We start from the raw sequence: 14,821 nt of genomic DNA on the forward strand, positions 1-14,821 counted from the left end.
TGACGGGCTGCGCATGGTGGACGCCTCGTTCATGCCCACGGTCGTCACCGCGAACACCAACGCCACCGTGCTGGCCATCGCCGAGCGCGCGGCGGCGCTCATCCGTCGGGAGCCGGCCGCCTGAGGCCGCCGTTCCGCTGCAGCAACAGAACCGATTGGATCGAGAGTGACGAACACCGCACCCTCGTCGCGGTCGACAACCGCCGCTGGTGCTCAACACGCCGAAGCCCTGCTCAATGGTGTCGATGCGAAGGTGCGCTGCATCGGTCAGGCCAGGCCGAGGAGTGACCGGCCGGTCAGGCCCAGGCCGACGAGCAGCACCAGCGCCGCGGTACCGGTCGGTGCCAGCGCACGCAGGGCCGCCCAGCGGGTACCGGCCAGCCGCAACCGCCCAGGCCAGCGGCGGCGCAGCGCCACGAGTGCGAGGCCGGCCGCGGTCAGCGTCGCGGCCATGCCCGCCCCGTAGCCGAGGACCAGCAGGATGCCGAATCCGGTGCGGCCTAAACCGATCGCGCCGAGCAGCACGACCACTGCGGAGGGGCTGGGCACCAGGCCACCGGCCACGCCCATGCCGACGATGCTCCACCGGCTGGGCCGGCCGTGCCCGTGGCCATGCCCGTGATCGTGGTGGTGGCGCGGGCGCGCATGATCGTGCGGGTGGTCGTGGTCGTGCGGGAGGTCATGGCCGTGGTGGGATCGCCGGAGCCGGGCGGCGCGCAGCATGCCTGCGCCGACGGCGGCGACCGTCACCCCGCTGACCGCGCCCAGCCAGCCCAGCACCGTCTCGCCGGCCAGGCTCGCCACGGTGGTGAGCAGCAGCCCGAGCACGAGCACGCCCCCGGTGTGGGTGAGCGTCACGGTGGCGGCCACGCCGAGCGCGTCCCGGATCCGGCCGGCCCCGCCGGTCAGGTACACGGCCATCACCGTCTTGCCGTGCCCGGGCAGGGCGGCATGCCCGGCCCCGAGCGCGATCGCCAGCAACACGGCGAGCAGGCCGACGAGTGGCGTGAGGTGCCGGCCGCCGACCAGGTTCTGCAGCACCAGGTCGGCGCGTGCCGTCCAAGCGACGTCACCGCCCGGCCGCGTCACGGGGGAGCCGGGCGATCCTGCCGGCGAGCCGACGCCGGACGACGCCGAACCCGACGACGGCGCGGCGGACGCGGCCGCGGGGGCCGCGTCCGGCCCGGGCCTGGTCACAAGCCGCGCAGAGCGGACATCCAGTGGTGAGCTGAGCAGGTCCTGCGGGTACGCGCGGAGGTCGTCGCTGATGCTGGTCGTGGGCAGCGTCGGCTGCACCAGAGTGACGCCGTGCCCCACCGCGGTCATCTCTCGCCAACCGATGCGATCGGACCGGTACCGGTTGGCCACCTCCATGGTGGACGGTGCGTCGAGGGTCGCGGCTGCCCGCAGCGGGCAGGTCAGCCGGCTGGTGGGCAGTCCCGCCGCTCCGGGCGTGTACGCGAACGTGGCCGTGCCGCCATCTGTCCACTGCAGACGGTGGCCGTTCACGGTCGCGTTCAGGGCGCCGGTGAGCGTGGCGCAGGTGGCCCGCGCATATGCCGCGCGCTCTGCGTCGTCGGCGGTACCATCGCCGTTGCGGTCCACGGTGGGCTTGTCCTGCAGGGTGGGCAGTTCGGCGGCGTCCACGACGGCGGTGACCGACACGTGGTCCGGGTACAGTTCGATGGCGTCGAGCTGGTTGACGGTGAAGTTGCCCAGCGGGTGGGCGGCGGCGGGGGATGCCGGGGGCAGCAGCACGCCCGCGCACAGGCCGGCGAGCACACCGAGGGCCGCCGCGGCCAACCGCGCCGCCCGGAACGTGGTCGGCCGGCCCGCGCCGTGAGACGACGGCGTGGTCATGACGCACCCCGGCGCACGACGGTGCCGCGCAGGACGGGGCCGTCGATCGGATCGAAGTCCGGGTTGATGGCGAGCGCCCGGGTCAGGTCGGCGTGGGCGGCCTCGTCGTCACCGAGCGCCCGCTCGATCGTGCCGAGGTGGAAGGAGTACTTCGCGTTGCGCGCGCCGAGCGAATCCGCCTGGCGGGCGTACCCGAGCGCCTCGGCGTCGCGCCCGGCGGCGTGCAGCGCCCAGGCCAGTTGGTCGGCGACGTCGGCGAAGTGCCGTCGCTGCCACTCCCGCTGCGCTGCCGCGACGGCGTCGGCTGGGTGCCCCTCGGCGAGCGCGATGGCGCTGCCGGTCAGGTCGTCGACGCCGCCGTTGGCCGCGAACAGTTGCTGCGCGGCGTCGGCGAGGGCGAGCTGGGCGCGTGCCTGCGCGTGCTGCCCGGCGGCCTGCAGCAGTTCGGCGTACTCCAGGATGTAGGTGGGCGACGGGTACCGCTGGGTGAGCTGGGCGTACTCGGTCAGCGCCTGCGCGGTCTGCCCGCGCGCCGCGGCCATCTTTGCCTGCCCCTCGCGTAGCGGCAGGTAGATGGGGTCGGCGGCGAGCCCGGCGGCGTACTGCGCCTCGGCGTCGTCCAGCCGCCCGTCCTGCCAGGCCAGCTCGCCGAGCTGGAAGCGGCAGAATGCCACGTCGGACGGGTCGGTGGCGTCCCGCATCGCCTGCGCCATCAGGGTCTGCGCGTCCGCGAGGCGGCCGTGCTGCTCCAGGTCGTAGGAGGCGCGGGTCAGGGCGGAGAGTCCGGGCGCCAGATCGAGCATGTGCTGAACGGCGGCGGTGGCGCCGGCCGGGTCGCCGAGTTGGGTGAGCGCGTCGGTGAGTACCCCGTAGGCGCCGGACTGGTACGGGTCGACGGCCAGCGCCTGCCGGGCCCAGCCGGCCGCGCCGGCGAAGTCGTGCCGGGCGTTGGCCAGCGCGCCCATGCCGGTCAGTGCGGTGGCGTTGCCGCTGGCCGGCTGGATCCGCAGCGAGGTGCGCAGCGCACCCTCGGCCTTCGGGTACCAGCTGGGGTCGGCGGTGATCCGGGCGTTCTCCACGTACGCCGAGCCGAGTTCGGCCCAGGTGGCATAGTCGCCGGGTACCCGCCGCAGTTCCTGCTGCGCCTTGGCGATGGAGACGTCGAGCTGGTCGGTCGCCGGTGCCACGGCGGGCTGCGCGGCGGCGGACTGTGCGGGCCCGCCGCGACCCGCCGCGCCCAGCCCGACGGTCACTCCGGCGAGCAGGATGGCCAGCGCCCCGCCGACCGCGATCGGCCGCGAGGCGATGCGCGGCCGCATCCGGCCGCGGGGCGTCGATGTGAGCTTGGTGAGCATGGGGAACCTCCGGGATAAGGACACGGGTGGGATCGGGGCAGGGTGGCGGGGCGGGCGCGTTCGGCCCGCCCCGCACGGTTCACAGAAATTGGGTCGGGTCCGGCCTGCCGGCGTCCGGACCGCCAAAGCCGGGACCGCTGGCCGCCGGGGCGTTGGCACTCCCGCGCCGCCGGCGCCACCACCACATGCCGCCCACGATCAGCCCGCCCGCGCCCGCCGCGCCGCCGGCCGTCATCACCATCCCGGGTACCGACTCGCCCGAGGACTGCCGCGGCTCGGCGTTCACGGCCGAGGAGGCGGGTGCCGCGGACGCGTCCGAGTGCCCGTCGTCAGCGGCTCCGCTCATGCCGGCGGTACCGCCGCCGTTGACCGCGCCCGTGTTCGGCATCGCCACGTACGGGAACGTGTCGCCGAACGGGTGGTCGTTGGCGTCCACCTTGTCGCCGGCGGCCAGCGCGTCGACCAGCTTGCCGGTCTGCGCCGCCCCCTCCAGGGCCTGTAGTTCGATGTCGACCACGTCGTCGGTCAGCCGCCGGCCGTTGGGGAAGCCCTGCAGGTCGCCGCCGAGCACACCGAGCCGGTTGGGCTTGGCGGTCACCGGTGTGGAGAGGTTCAGCCGCAGCATCTCCGAGGGCCGGAACGTGGCGGCCTTCACGTCCGCGTTGTTCAGCTGCGAGTTGAGGTTCACCTTGATCGGACCGTTCGCCTTGGTGGTCAGGCCCGTCAGGAAGATCTCGAACAGGTCGTTCCGGGGGGTGGCCGGTGCCGGTATTTTGTAGATGGACTGGATAAGGTGCGGTACCTCGGGGTCGGTGACCCGGTTGACGACCTGCGGGATGGAGGCGTCCTTGTCCGGGGAGAGCGCGTTGAACGCGTCCTTGAGCCCGGCCGGCACGACCACCTCGTTGACCAGCGGGTTGCCCAGCCGGGAGACCTGCACCCGGCCGGCGTCCGGCGACAGCGGCGCCGCGCTGCCGGTGATACGCACCTTCGCCCGGTCGGCGGTGCTCCACAACCCGATCACCGGGTTGCGCTTGACGTCGCCGTTCAGCGTGACGTCCTTGAACGGCACCTGCAACGCGATAGTGTTCACGTTGTACCCGGCGAGGGTGTCCTGGCCGACCTCGCTGAGGTCGCCGCCGTAGAGCAGGTCGAACACCCGCAGGTCGAGGAAGAACGGGTCGTCTGCCTGCCCGGCGAAGATCTTCCAGCCGCCCGAGAGGGTGGTGGTCGCCTGGTCGCGCAGCTTCGTGTAGTCGGGCATGGCCGCGTTGCCGACCCGCGACGGCGCGACCGGGGCGTCGGCGACGCGGGTGCGGAACGGCTCCCCGTGGAACGACGATTGCAGCGTGTAGGTCTGGCGGAACAGTAGGTTCTCATCGTCGATCGACGTGACCGGCCCGTTGGTGTAGAGGAAGGTGTTGCCACCCCGCTTGTCCACGTCTTTGAAGGTGAACCGGAACGTGGCGTCCGGCTTGGCGTCGCCGTCGCTGTCGACGTAGATGTTGTACGCCGCGTCGCTGGCAAACGGGTAGAAGTTGGGGCCGCCGTTGGGCTCCTGGAACGGGCTGAAGTTCGCGATGAACGTGACGTAGCCCGGGCGTTCCGGGCTGACGAAGGCGTACACGTCGGTGTTGTCGACCTCCGGGTCGCCGGCAATCAGCGGCGCCTCCCGGTGGCTGGAGGCCGAGGCCGGCCCGGGCGTCGCCCCGACCAGTCCGGCGGCCAGCAGTACGCTGGCCGCGGTGGCGAGCACGGCGGCCACCGGCCGTCGGATCGCTGAGGTTCTCGTCATCTCGCATCCTCCCTGAGCGGCCCGAGGGACCTGTCCGGCCTCGTGGGCGGGCTTCGCTTGGCCCCCTGGATTCGCAGCGGGCACGGGCGCAGATTGCGTGCTGTGAATTTCCCGGCAACGGGCCATCCGAAGTGGCGCGGATAGCGAATACCCACGGGTGGGTAATCACGCCGACAGACGATGGTTGTCACGTGTTGACCGAGGAAACGCAGCAGGGTCCCTTCTTCCTTGAGGAGCTCGGGCGCAAGCATCTCGGTGCCCTCTACTGCTATCACCAGGACCGGGTCGAACGCCTCGAGGTTCGTGACAGGCTGGCAGCGCTGGCGCAGGAGCGGTCAACGACCATCCGGGATCTTGTCGGTGCGCTGGCGAATGCGGAGCCTACGGCCGCGGAGCGTTCTGCTCAGATGGAGGAGAACGTTGCGGTCTTGCGGGAAGGCTTCGGGGTCGAGTTGGTCGATGATGACCTCGATGCTGGGCGGGCGTTCTGGCGGTCGGTTGCTGACAGGTCCGTCGCCGGGAAATGACGACGGCCGTCTTGGACCACACGGCACTCCTGGCGATTCGCAGGAACCAGAACGTCTCGCGGGCCATCGCCACGGCGCCGGAGACGGATGCGCGGCTCGTCGTGCCGGCACTGGGTCTGCTCGGGGCTGCGGCACATGATCCGCCGGTTGCCGATCATGTCGGGTCGCTACACCGGGTGGACGTTGCGAACCTTGGTCCGGCGGCCGTCGGTTTCACCGCGAGGCTGATCGCGACGGAGTCGACTGGCGGTTTGCGCATGCGATCGAGGTTGCACGGGTCGGCCCGTTGCAGCCGCAGGGTCTGCTGGTGATGACGAGCGAGCCAGGCGTCTACGGCCCGTTTGGGATCGAGACCTTCACGATCTGACGGCGCTGTCGAGTCAATGCCGCTCGGGACGGTGTGGGCCGTGGCCGGGGCGGACCACGACTTCAGGTTCTTGCCCCGGTACACGACGATGCCGGTGTCCGAGGGATCAGGGCTCTGCGTGTACAGGTAGTACGTCCGAGTCTTTCGGGTCGGCGAGCACGAATGGGTTCTGGACAGTCGGCGACTTCAGGCTGAGCAGGTAGGGATACGGGGTGCCGTGCGCCCTCGGCCGCGGCGGGCACCGCTGCTAGCGCTCAGGCCGTGGCCAGTGCCGTCAGAAGGGCGCCGGTCCTGCCTCGCCTCGGGATGAATAGGTAACCGTCCATGCATCACGAGGTCATTCCTATGTGAGGTTCCTAGCTTGAAGACAGATGGCGACGTTGCCATTCGCTGGTACACCTGTCAACGTGTCGGCCAGGGCCGGGCTCGGGTGGGCCGGGGCTGGCAGGCGCGAAGCTTGCGACGCCGAACGGGCGGGCCAGCCCCTGTCCTGTTACGACGCCCCAGGCGCGCTCCTATGGACGGGGTTCCGCCGAGGCCCAAGCAGCTGTCCTGCCCCATCCGCCCGAGTTGGCGCCGACGGCCACTACTCTTCCGACTGTTCGCCCACACCACGTCATCGACCGACCCGCTCATCATCACCGCGCTGCCGGACTTCATCGATACCGTGCAGCAAAGGACTAGGGCCGTTAAGTTTGGATCGTTATGGTTTGTCGATATGGGCTGGGTGGCCCGATGTCCGTGCTGGCCGACACGACTGGCCGATGACGGTGAAACGTCGTACCGTCGCATCGTGGCGGTGTTCAGTGACGGCGACGCGCTGCTGTTGGAGCGCATCCGCGCCGGTGACGATCGTGCACTAGCTGCTATCTATGACCAGCACGCCGGTCTGGTGTACGGGCTGGCCCGCCGGGTTACCCGGGACGAACAGGTCGCTCGCGACGTCACCCAGGAGGTGTTCACCTACCTGTGGGAGATGCCGCACCGGATCGATCTGAGCCGCGGGTCGCTGCGCACCTACTTGGCGATGCTCGCGCATCGGCGGGCGGTTGACGAGGTCCGGCGGCACGAGGCGCGCTTTCGGGCGGAGACCGCCTCGGCGGCGCCGGAGCTGGAGGACGGACCCGAGACCCGGGTGGTCGACGCGGCCACGCGGACTTGGCGCACGAAGCACCTGGCCGCCCTGCTGGGCCTGCTGCCAGCAGAGCAGCGGACAGCGGTGCAGCTCGCGTACTACGACGGCCTCACTTACGTGCAGGTCGCGAAGGCACTCGGGATCCCGGAAGGTACGGCGAAGACCCGCCTGCGCGCCGCGCTCGCCAGGCTGCGGACGCTGCTCACCGACGAAGCGAGGGAGGCAATCTCATGAACGCTACTTCGTCCGACGATGAGACCGCCGCGCTGCTCGCGCTCGACGCCCTCCTACCCAGCGAGCAGGCTGACGCTGAACTGCGCATCGGCATGTTCCCGGCCGACCTGGCTGACGTCGCCGCCCTGCTTGCCGAGGGCACGGTCACCGACCCGCCGCCGGAGCTGCGCTCGGCTACCCTCAGCTGTGCCGCGTCCCGCCGCCCGCCCGGACGGCCCGTCGATGCTGTCCAGCCGTGCGAGCCGGCGCTCGCGTTCGACCGCACCGTCGAGGACCTGAACCACCTGCTGGGTACGCTCAACGACGCCGAATGGAACGCGTCCGCGCATGCCGAGCACGGCCGGGTACGCGATCTCATCGCCCACCTTGTCGGCGTCGAGCGTCTCGTGCTGCGCTGGCTTGACTCGGACGACTCCGTCCCGGACCTGCCCGACCATGTCGCGGCAACCCGTCCGGTGATCGCCGAACTCGCCGACACCAATCCGCGTGAGATCGCCCGGCAGTGGTATGACGAGGCCCGGCGGGTGGCGGCGGCCGTCGGTACCCGCAGCCGGGCGGTGGTGTTCCACGACATCACCGTCAGCGTCGACCAGCTCCTGGCGATGCGCACCGGCGAGCTGTGGGCACACGCCATCGACATCTGCCAGGCCGTCGGCCGCACGCCGCCGCAGCTGGACCCGGAGCGGATGGCCACCTTGTCCACCGAGCTGATGGCGGACGTGCCGCTGGCCATGGCATATCGGGGCACCCCCGTGCCTGGCCGCGCCGCTCGGTTCGTTCTCACCGGCCCGGCCGGCGGCACCTACACAGTGCCCCTCTCACCGCAGACGCAGGCCGCCGACCCGGACGTCACCATCATCACCGACGCCGCCAGCCTTTGCCGAGTCGCCGTCGGCCGGCTGCGCCCCGATCAGCTGGAGGCCGCCATCGATGGCGACCGCGAGCTCGGTGACCTCGTCCTCGCCGGAATCGGCGCGCTCGCCCGGGACTGACCACACCTGCCAGGCTCGGTCGGACAACTACCCCGGCCCCGGCCGTCGTTCCGCCGCCACCGGACCCGCGCCCTGGCCGAACCGGGCGCCGCCGTACGGGTTGCCGCCGGCGATCTGGTCGGCGCCAAACACCATCAGGGCGGGCTGGGTGGTACCCAAGCCGCGGCCCGTGTACCGCAGATCTAGGACAGCGGGAAGCTCGCTACCAAGGGTTGAGTCGGAGTCGCGGAACCGTGAGGTGGCTCCTTGCTGATGCCGAATGCCGCCGCGTCGCGGATGCCCGTGAATATTCGGGTCGTGCTGGTCGCGGTGGCGTTCATGAGGCCAACCGAGGTGAGTGTGGCGCCGTTGATGATCCAGAGTTGATAGGCCCAGTCGCCTGGGGAGGGCAGCCCATCGATCAGGGCGACGCCTCGGTCAAGGTGTTCGGAGACAACCACGGTGACGTGGCCTCCGACGGGGACGGACTGGGCGGTGACGCGGGCGTCGGGGGCGTGCAGGATGGCCAAGACTTGGTTGGCTTGGCGGGCCCGGCTCTCGGCGGAGTGGGCTCGGTGTTCTTGCAGGGCGTAGCCGGCGGCGCCGGAGCCCGCCGCGATGAGGACGGCGGCGGCTGCCGCGGTACCCCAGAGGGGCCACCGTGCCCTGCCGGGTTTTCGGTCGACGTCGCTGTGGCCGGGCGCAACCTGCCGGGTTCGGCCGATCCGCTGGAGCACGTCGGCCCTGAGCGCGGCGGGTGGAGGGGGCACCGTTAGGTCGCCGAGCCGGGCGGCGGTCTCCCGCAACTCCGCGACCTCACGGTTGCAGGCCGGGCAGGTCTTGAGGTGCCGGTCGAACTCGGCCCGTTCGATGTCGGTGACGGAGTCGAGGACGTAGGCGCCGGCGAGGGTGTGGATGTCGGTGCTCATCCCGTGGTCACCCCCGTGATGCCCCGAGCCGAGACTCGCCACCTGCTGCATTTCCTCCTCGGCGACACCGCCGGGCGCCGCACCCTCGGGCGGATCGACGAGAAAGTCGACAAGCTTCCCGGCCTGGCCGGCCTGCACATGCTCCGCCGGGCCGCCACGGCCTACGGCATCGCCTGATCACGCTCGGGCCGCGTTGCACCATCCGCAACCCGCGTCGGCGTCCGGCCCGGTGGCCGCCAGGTCGGTCACCGCGGGTACGGAATACCGTCCGCTGCACGCTCAACGCTGGGCGGAACTCCCGTCGCGCGGGTGGAAAGACCTCCGCCGCCTGACGGTGTCACCGTCCCGGATCGGTTCTCATGTGTTGAGCCGATCCGGGGCGGTATTCTCGGCCGCATTGCGAGCAAGCGCGGCGCCGGTGGCCGGGGCCTGTCAGGCAGATGCGGTCCGTCAGGACATCGTGAGTTCGGTGACTTGTCCGCCGTGAATGGTCACGACCTGGTACGGCGAACCGTCCCGGTGCCAGACGGTGTACGGCCCCGCCGGTACCGTCGGGAACACCGCCGCGTACGCCCTGACCACGTCGCGGTCGCGGCGCGGATGCACCACGTTGTGGGTGCGCTTCGCGGCCGGGTCGAGTCCCGGACTGATCTCGATCTCCTCCTCGGCGAGGTCGGGTCCGGTCGTGATGACCAGGGCTCCGATCTGTCCGCCGATGTCGAGCACCAGACTGTCCATGGGGGTCACTCCGACGGGGTGTGGAAGCCATCGCTCGGCGTGCCGAGATACGGGAACTGGCCGAGGTAGGACACGTTCAGGTCCTCCGGCGTGACCCCGTCATCGACCTGCGCGGCGGCCGCGTCGGGCGTGAACGTCTTGTCCACCAGGGCGTAGGTCGCTCCGGCGATCGCCCGCAACTCGATCGCGACCACGTCGTCGAAGACGCGGCGCCCGTTCGGGAACCCGGCGAGGTCGCCGCCGAGCAGCCCGTAGATGCTCGGGTGGGTCGAGGGCCGGATGGCCGTGTTCAGCCGCATCAGGTCGGCCTGCACCTTGCCCGTGTAGTTCTGGAAGCCGGGGATCAGGCCGCCCGGGATGCCGGTGAGCAGGATGGCCAGCAGGTCGGCGCGCACCTTGCCGGACTTGTTAAGCACATCCAGGTTGGGAAAGACACCGGGGAACAGGCCGGGCAGCAGGCCGGCCACTTCCGGGTTGGCGACGAACTTGGCGAACCGCGCGTCACCGTCCGGGGACTGCGTGTTCCAGAAGTCCTTCTGCCCCATCGGCACGATGACCTCGTTGAACAACGGGTTCGCCAGCCGGGAGACCTGCCGGTACGGGCCGGTGCTCCAGGTGTTGTTGCGCTCACTGTCCAGCATCCGTACCCGCTGGCGGCTGGCGCTCGTCCAGACGCCGATGGTGGCGCGCGGATCGCTGACATTGCCGCCGACGTAGCCGCCCAGCGTCAGGTCGCCGATCGGTACCTGCAGCGCGATGGTGTGCACGTTGAGGTTCTTGGTCGCGTTGACACCGGAACCCGACTGCGGGAACTTGCTGAGCCCGAAGTGCGCGTGCGCGTCGGCGAACGGACGTGGGTCGAGCAGATCGAAGATGGCGCCAAGGTCGACGTAGAAGCCCTCGGCGCGCTGGCCGCAGAACACCCTGCGCTTGCCGCCGAGGTCCTGGACGGCGGAGGAGGCGAGGGAGGCGTAGTTGGGCGTCGACAGTGGACCGATGTTGCACGGTGTGCACGGCAGGTGCTGGCCGAGTTGCTGGCGCCGCCCGTCTTTGCTGGTACGGGTGACGGTGTAGAACTGCCGCCGGTTCCAGTTGGACGAGTTCAGCGCCTGGATCGGGCCGGTGTTGTAGAGGAACGTGTTGGGGTTGTGGACCTCGGTGGTGAACTCAAAATCGTAGCTGATCTCGGCCCTGCCGTCGCCGTCGTTGTCGATGTGGATGGAGTAGAGCACGTCGTCGCCGAACTCGTAGAAGTTCGGTCCGCCGGCCGGCGACTGCAGCGGCACATAGTTCGCGATCAGCGTCACGGTATCGGGCTTGTCGGGGCTGACGAACGCGTACACGTCGGTAGAGTCAGCGACCGGGTCCTTCGAGATCTCGGGCGCCTCACGGTGTGAAGACATGCTGGTACCTCACGAAAAGTCGGGGAATCGGAGCGAAAGAGATGGCCGCGCTCAGGCAGCTGTGGCGGCGGCCCGCACGATCTTCGCCGCGAAGTCCTGGTCGTGAACGATGACCCGGCGCTGGGCGGTGAAGACGGCAAGGCTGCCATTGCCGGCGTCCAGCAACTGCACCATGATCGGGTTCGTCGGATTGGCGACGGCCTGCTCGGAGTGCTCCTCGGCGTGTTGCACGGCGGCCAGGCCGCCCGCGCCGACCGCCGCACCGGCCGCGACGAGGCCGGCGCCGGCCAGGAGGGCCTTGCGGCGCGAGACACCCTCAGCCCGTGGCGATTCATCCATGGTTTCCTCCTTGATGTGGCGTGCGACAGGTATTCGTCGCCCCCGCTCAGGCGGATTGGTCGCGGGTGCCTATTAGTCCTTTGTTAGGTTGGCGCTGGTTTGGGTAGTTCAACGAATGGCCGGTGGCGGTCCCCCGATGTTGGCGGCCGCACCGGTCGACGGCTGGGCGGTGCTCGGTCCGGTCACCGGTACCGGCCGTGCGGGCTGCTGGTGGTGCGCGGCGGTCCGGCTCGGCATCGACCCAGCGCGGCCGGCGGACCCGACGGGGGCGTCGACGCCCACGGTCGCCCGGATGATCGGTGGCGCGCTCGCCTTCGCCGCGTTTGGAGAACTGACGGCCGCGTCCCTGGGCAAGCGATTGGCCGTTGTCCAGCAGCTGCGCACCCTGGAGGCGACCCGTCTGAAGGTCGACGGTGGCTGCCCCGTCTACCACGGCCACCCAGCGGACAACGGCGGGACGCCTCCGGTGCGCCGGGCGGCGAAGGGGGAGCCTGTGGTGCGGATCGTTGCGGACATGCCGGCCGGCACCGTGCGGGAGTATTCGGCGGCGGTACACCGCCTGGTCCGGAACCGTCCGGCACCGGCCGACTTCGATCCGGACTGAAGCGACCAGCCGGCCAGCAACGTCTCCTACCCGATGGCTCCACTGATCGCTCTGCCGGAAGATGCCCCGCCGGTTCAACGGCCATTCGCCGCGCCGCCGGCCCCTATGGATGGGCGGTTCAACGCGTCAGTGCTGGCCTGGCTGCTGCGGATGTCGTACGGCCGGCTCTCACGACGGGTGCGGTTGGACTCGGTGCAGCCCTGGTGGGCGGGCGACTACTCCGTCGCGGCCTGGCGCCGTGGCGCGGTCAGCGGGGGCGGCCTGTATCCGCTGGAGATTTACTGGGTCGCCGGCGAGGGTGGTGCGGTGCCGGCGGGCACGTACCACTACGCCCCCGGCCATCATGCCCTGGAACGGCTTGCCGTCGGCGACCGCACCGACCGCGTCCGGCAGGCCGTGCCGCACCCGGAAGCCCAGGCCGCAAACCAGTTTCTGCTCATAACGTTGAATTTCTGGCGCAACGCGTTCAAGTACGTGAACCTCGCGTACCACATCGGCACCATCGATGTCGGCGCGTTGCTCGGCACGCTCGGTCACCTCGGCGCCTCCATCGACCTGCCGATGTGGCGCCTGCTCTGGTTCGACGACCAGGTCCTCAACGAGGTGCTGGATTTGGATGTCGCCGAGGAGAGAGTCCTGGCCGTGGTGCCCATGCCGTGGCAGGACGGCCCGGACGGTTTCAGTCCGCCGATGTACGACGAACCGGACCACCGAACGGCGGCGTTTGAACGGTCCCGGACCGTCTTGCGTTTCGCCTGTACTGCTCAGGTGCACAGGGAAACGATGTGGTCCGGTCGGCCGCGACCCGCCGCGCACACGATAAGGCAGGCGGCCATCGACCTGGCGCCGGCCGGCCAGTTCTGCACGGGCGCCGCCCACTGTCTGCCGGAGCCGGCGGAGCTGTCGCCGATGGACCCGGTCTCCGACCTGTTGCTACGGCGCCGGTCCAGTTTCGGTGCCTTGGTGGCCAGGCCGCCGCTGGGGCTGGAAGGGCTTGGAGCGGTGCTGCGACTGGCCACGCGTACCAGCGGGTATCGCAGCGACACCACGCCCGAAGGCAAGCCCAGCGGGTGGACCAGGCTGTCGGTGCTGGCCAACCACGTCGAGAGCTTGGCGGTTGGCGGCTACCGGTACGACCCCGTAACGCAGGCGTTGCATCGCAGCGAGCCTGCCGTTTCCACCGACCGCTGGCTGGATGTGCTGGCCGGCATTGGAGTGAACCTGAGCAACTACGACCTCAACCAGGCGACTGCGGTGCTTGTCGTGTCCGGCCGGCCGGACGCGATGCTCGACCACGCCGGGCCTCGCGGTTATCGCCTGCTCAACGCCGAGGTGGGTGCGGTGGCACAGAATGTCTACCTCGCGGCGGCCGCTCTCGGGCTCGGCTGCGGCGCCGTGCTGAACCTGGACCACGTCGTGGTCGACGAGGTACTCGGCTTCGACGGCACCGACGAGCGGGCGTTGCTGTGCCTGCTGATCGGAGGTGAACGCGATGGCAGCGCCGAGTTCGACCACCGACTCTACTGACAGCGACGCCAGGCCAAAGTCCAACCGTCCACAGTGGCTCAGCCTGCACGTCTTCTACGCCGGGGATCAGGACCGGCTACTCGTCGATGGCGTGTCGCCGATCGTGCGGTCACTGCGCGAGTGTCACATGATCGCTTCGCACTTCTTCATCCGATACTGGCAGGAAGGGCCGCACGTGCGGCTGCGGCTGCTACCCGCGCCGGGTGTGGCGCCGGACGTCGTGGCGGCCGAGGCGGAGGCATACCTGGCGGGGTACCTCGCCGAAAATCCCGTGCCTGACCCGCCGGCCCGGCTGCCGGCGCAGACATACCGGCGCCTGTTTCTCGCAGAGTACGACCAGCTGGCTTGGGACCGGTTGTACGGGCGGGACGGTGAGATGCCGGTACGTGACAACAACAGCGTCCGGCGGATGGGATATGAGCCCGAGTACGCGCGGTACGGTGGTCCGGCCGGGATCGAGCTGGCCGAGTGGCACTTCGAGGCCTCCAGCGACCTGGTGCTGGGCCTGCTGGCAGCCAAACGCCCGGTCCAGCCGGCCCGGCTCGGCATCTCGGCGCAGTTGGGGCTCATCCTGTGTCTCGCGCTACTCGGCGATGTGGACCGGGTGGTCGGGTTCCTCGACGGCTACCGCAACTTCTGGGTGCAGACGTACGGAACAGTCGACGTGGACCTTCGCTCGGTTTATCGCACGACCTATGCGCCGATGGCCGCTCGACTACGGCGTCGGGCAAACGGGATCCGCGATGCTGTGCTGGCCCCTGGCGGTGACGGTTCCGCTCTGACGGGACCGTCCTGGTCGGCGCGGGGCTGGCTGGCACACTGCCGGGCGCTGCGTCGGCGCCTAGTGGACATGCTGGCCACCGATGGTGTCGAGGTCGACACGGCACTGCCACGACTCCTGCACTCCTACCTGCACATGACGAACGACCGGCTCGACGTCTCGGTCTTCGAGGGGTCGTACCTGGCGGACGCGCTGTGTGCCGCTCTCACCGCCAGATCTCCCGGCCAGAGGGCTTGGACGACGAAGTCGTCTTGAT

At 70.2% G+C, this 14,821-nt stretch carries 16 protein-coding genes; 8 read left to right on the top strand and 8 right to left on the bottom strand.

What is annotated here, in order from left to right:
• The first annotated feature begins 13 nt into the window (after window positions 1-13).
• Window positions 14-124 (top strand): GMC oxidoreductase, encoded by a 111-nt coding sequence (locus Raf01_RS42620; RefSeq protein WP_275413182.1) that lies wholly within the window; start codon window positions 14-16, stop codon window positions 122-124.
• A 143-nt stretch (window positions 125-267) separates the two neighbouring features.
• Here the strand turns inward: Raf01_RS42620 and Raf01_RS42625 are convergent, their stop codons facing one another.
• The 3 genes from Raf01_RS42625 to Raf01_RS42635 form a co-directional block, all read right to left on the bottom strand.
• Entirely contained in the window at window positions 268-1,860 is a 1,593-nt protein-coding gene (locus Raf01_RS42625; RefSeq protein WP_203923841.1) for a hypothetical protein, read from the bottom strand.
• Window positions 1,857-3,215 (bottom strand): tetratricopeptide repeat protein, encoded by a 1,359-nt coding sequence (locus Raf01_RS42630; RefSeq protein ID WP_203923842.1) that lies wholly within the window; start codon window positions 3,213-3,215, stop codon window positions 1,857-1,859. Before Raf01_RS42630 ends, Raf01_RS42625 begins: the two co-directional genes overlap by 4 nt.
• A gap of 79 nt (window positions 3,216-3,294) precedes the next feature.
• Window positions 3,295-5,010: a DUF4331 domain-containing protein gene (locus tag Raf01_RS42635; RefSeq protein ID WP_203923843.1), complete on the bottom strand. Its 1,716-nt coding sequence runs from the start codon at window positions 5,008-5,010 to the stop codon at window positions 3,295-3,297.
• Between the two features lie 191 nt (window positions 5,011-5,201).
• Here Raf01_RS42635 and Raf01_RS42640 point away from each other — a divergent pair, with 191 nt between their 5' ends.
• The 3 genes from Raf01_RS42640 (at window position 5,202) to Raf01_RS42650 (ending at window position 8,265) form a co-directional block, all read left to right on the top strand.
• Window positions 5,202-5,537, top strand: a complete 336-nt coding sequence (locus Raf01_RS42640) for a hypothetical protein (RefSeq protein WP_203923844.1) — start codon at window positions 5,202-5,204, stop codon at window positions 5,535-5,537.
• 1,160 nt (window positions 5,538-6,697) lie between these two features.
• Complete coding sequence (locus Raf01_RS42645) at window positions 6,698-7,273, top strand: sigma-70 family RNA polymerase sigma factor (protein ID WP_203923845.1); 576 nt, start codon at window positions 6,698-6,700, stop codon at window positions 7,271-7,273.
• Window positions 7,270-8,265, top strand: coding sequence for a maleylpyruvate isomerase family mycothiol-dependent enzyme (locus Raf01_RS42650; protein WP_203923846.1), 996 nt, complete (start codon window positions 7,270-7,272; stop codon window positions 8,263-8,265). The genes Raf01_RS42645 and Raf01_RS42650 overlap by 4 nt, the downstream gene beginning before the upstream one ends.
• Window positions 8,266-8,292: 27 nt before the next feature.
• Here the strand turns inward: Raf01_RS42650 and Raf01_RS50735 are convergent, their stop codons facing one another.
• Both Raf01_RS50735 and Raf01_RS42655 read right to left on the bottom strand, forming a co-directional pair.
• Entirely contained in the window at window positions 8,293-8,424 is a 132-nt protein-coding gene (locus tag Raf01_RS50735; RefSeq protein WP_275413181.1) for a hypothetical protein, read from the bottom strand.
• Window positions 8,425-8,447: 23 nt separating this feature from the next.
• On the bottom strand, window positions 8,448-9,173 hold the full coding sequence (locus tag Raf01_RS42655) for an anti-sigma factor (RefSeq protein ID WP_203923875.1): 726 nt from the start codon (window positions 9,171-9,173) through the stop codon (window positions 8,448-8,450).
• Between the two features lie 3 nt (window positions 9,174-9,176).
• Here Raf01_RS42655 and Raf01_RS42660 point away from each other — a divergent pair, with 3 nt between their 5' ends.
• Window positions 9,177-9,350, top strand: coding sequence for a hypothetical protein (locus Raf01_RS42660; protein WP_203923847.1), 174 nt, complete (start codon window positions 9,177-9,179; stop codon window positions 9,348-9,350).
• A 273-nt stretch (window positions 9,351-9,623) separates the two neighbouring features.
• Here the strand turns inward: Raf01_RS42660 and Raf01_RS42665 are convergent, their stop codons facing one another.
• Genes Raf01_RS42665 through Raf01_RS42675 form a run of 3 tightly spaced genes read right to left on the bottom strand, consistent with a single transcriptional unit; the run spans window position 9,624 to window position 11,653 of the window.
• On the bottom strand, window positions 9,624-9,911 hold the full coding sequence (locus tag Raf01_RS42665; RefSeq protein ID WP_203923848.1) for a phospholipase: 288 nt from the start codon (window positions 9,909-9,911) through the stop codon (window positions 9,624-9,626).
• Between the two features lie 5 nt (window positions 9,912-9,916).
• On the bottom strand, window positions 9,917-11,314 hold the full coding sequence (locus Raf01_RS42670; protein ID WP_203923849.1) for a DUF4331 domain-containing protein: 1,398 nt from the start codon (window positions 11,312-11,314) through the stop codon (window positions 9,917-9,919).
• 51 nt (window positions 11,315-11,365) lie between these two features.
• Window positions 11,366-11,653, bottom strand: coding sequence for a hypothetical protein (locus tag Raf01_RS42675; protein ID WP_203923850.1), 288 nt, complete (start codon window positions 11,651-11,653; stop codon window positions 11,366-11,368).
• Between the two features lie 136 nt (window positions 11,654-11,789).
• Between Raf01_RS42675 and Raf01_RS42680 the strand changes: the two genes are divergently transcribed.
• The 3 genes from Raf01_RS42680 (at window position 11,790) to Raf01_RS42690 (ending at window position 14,820) form a co-directional block, all read left to right on the top strand.
• Window positions 11,790-12,257 (top strand): hypothetical protein, encoded by a 468-nt coding sequence (locus tag Raf01_RS42680; protein WP_203923851.1) that lies wholly within the window; start codon window positions 11,790-11,792, stop codon window positions 12,255-12,257.
• 105 nt (window positions 12,258-12,362) lie between these two features.
• Complete coding sequence (locus Raf01_RS42685) at window positions 12,363-13,784, top strand: SagB family peptide dehydrogenase (protein WP_203923852.1); 1,422 nt, start codon at window positions 12,363-12,365, stop codon at window positions 13,782-13,784.
• Complete coding sequence (locus tag Raf01_RS42690) at window positions 13,750-14,820, top strand: lantibiotic dehydratase C-terminal domain-containing protein (RefSeq protein WP_203923853.1); 1,071 nt, start codon at window positions 13,750-13,752, stop codon at window positions 14,818-14,820. The genes Raf01_RS42685 and Raf01_RS42690 overlap by 35 nt, the downstream gene beginning before the upstream one ends.
• Window position 14,821: the final 1 nt, after the last annotated feature.

Origin of the sequence: Rugosimonospora africana, from assembly GCF_016862975.1 — a bacterium.
In the GTDB taxonomy this organism is placed as follows: Bacteria; Actinomycetota; Actinomycetes; order Mycobacteriales; family Micromonosporaceae; genus Rugosimonospora; species Rugosimonospora africana.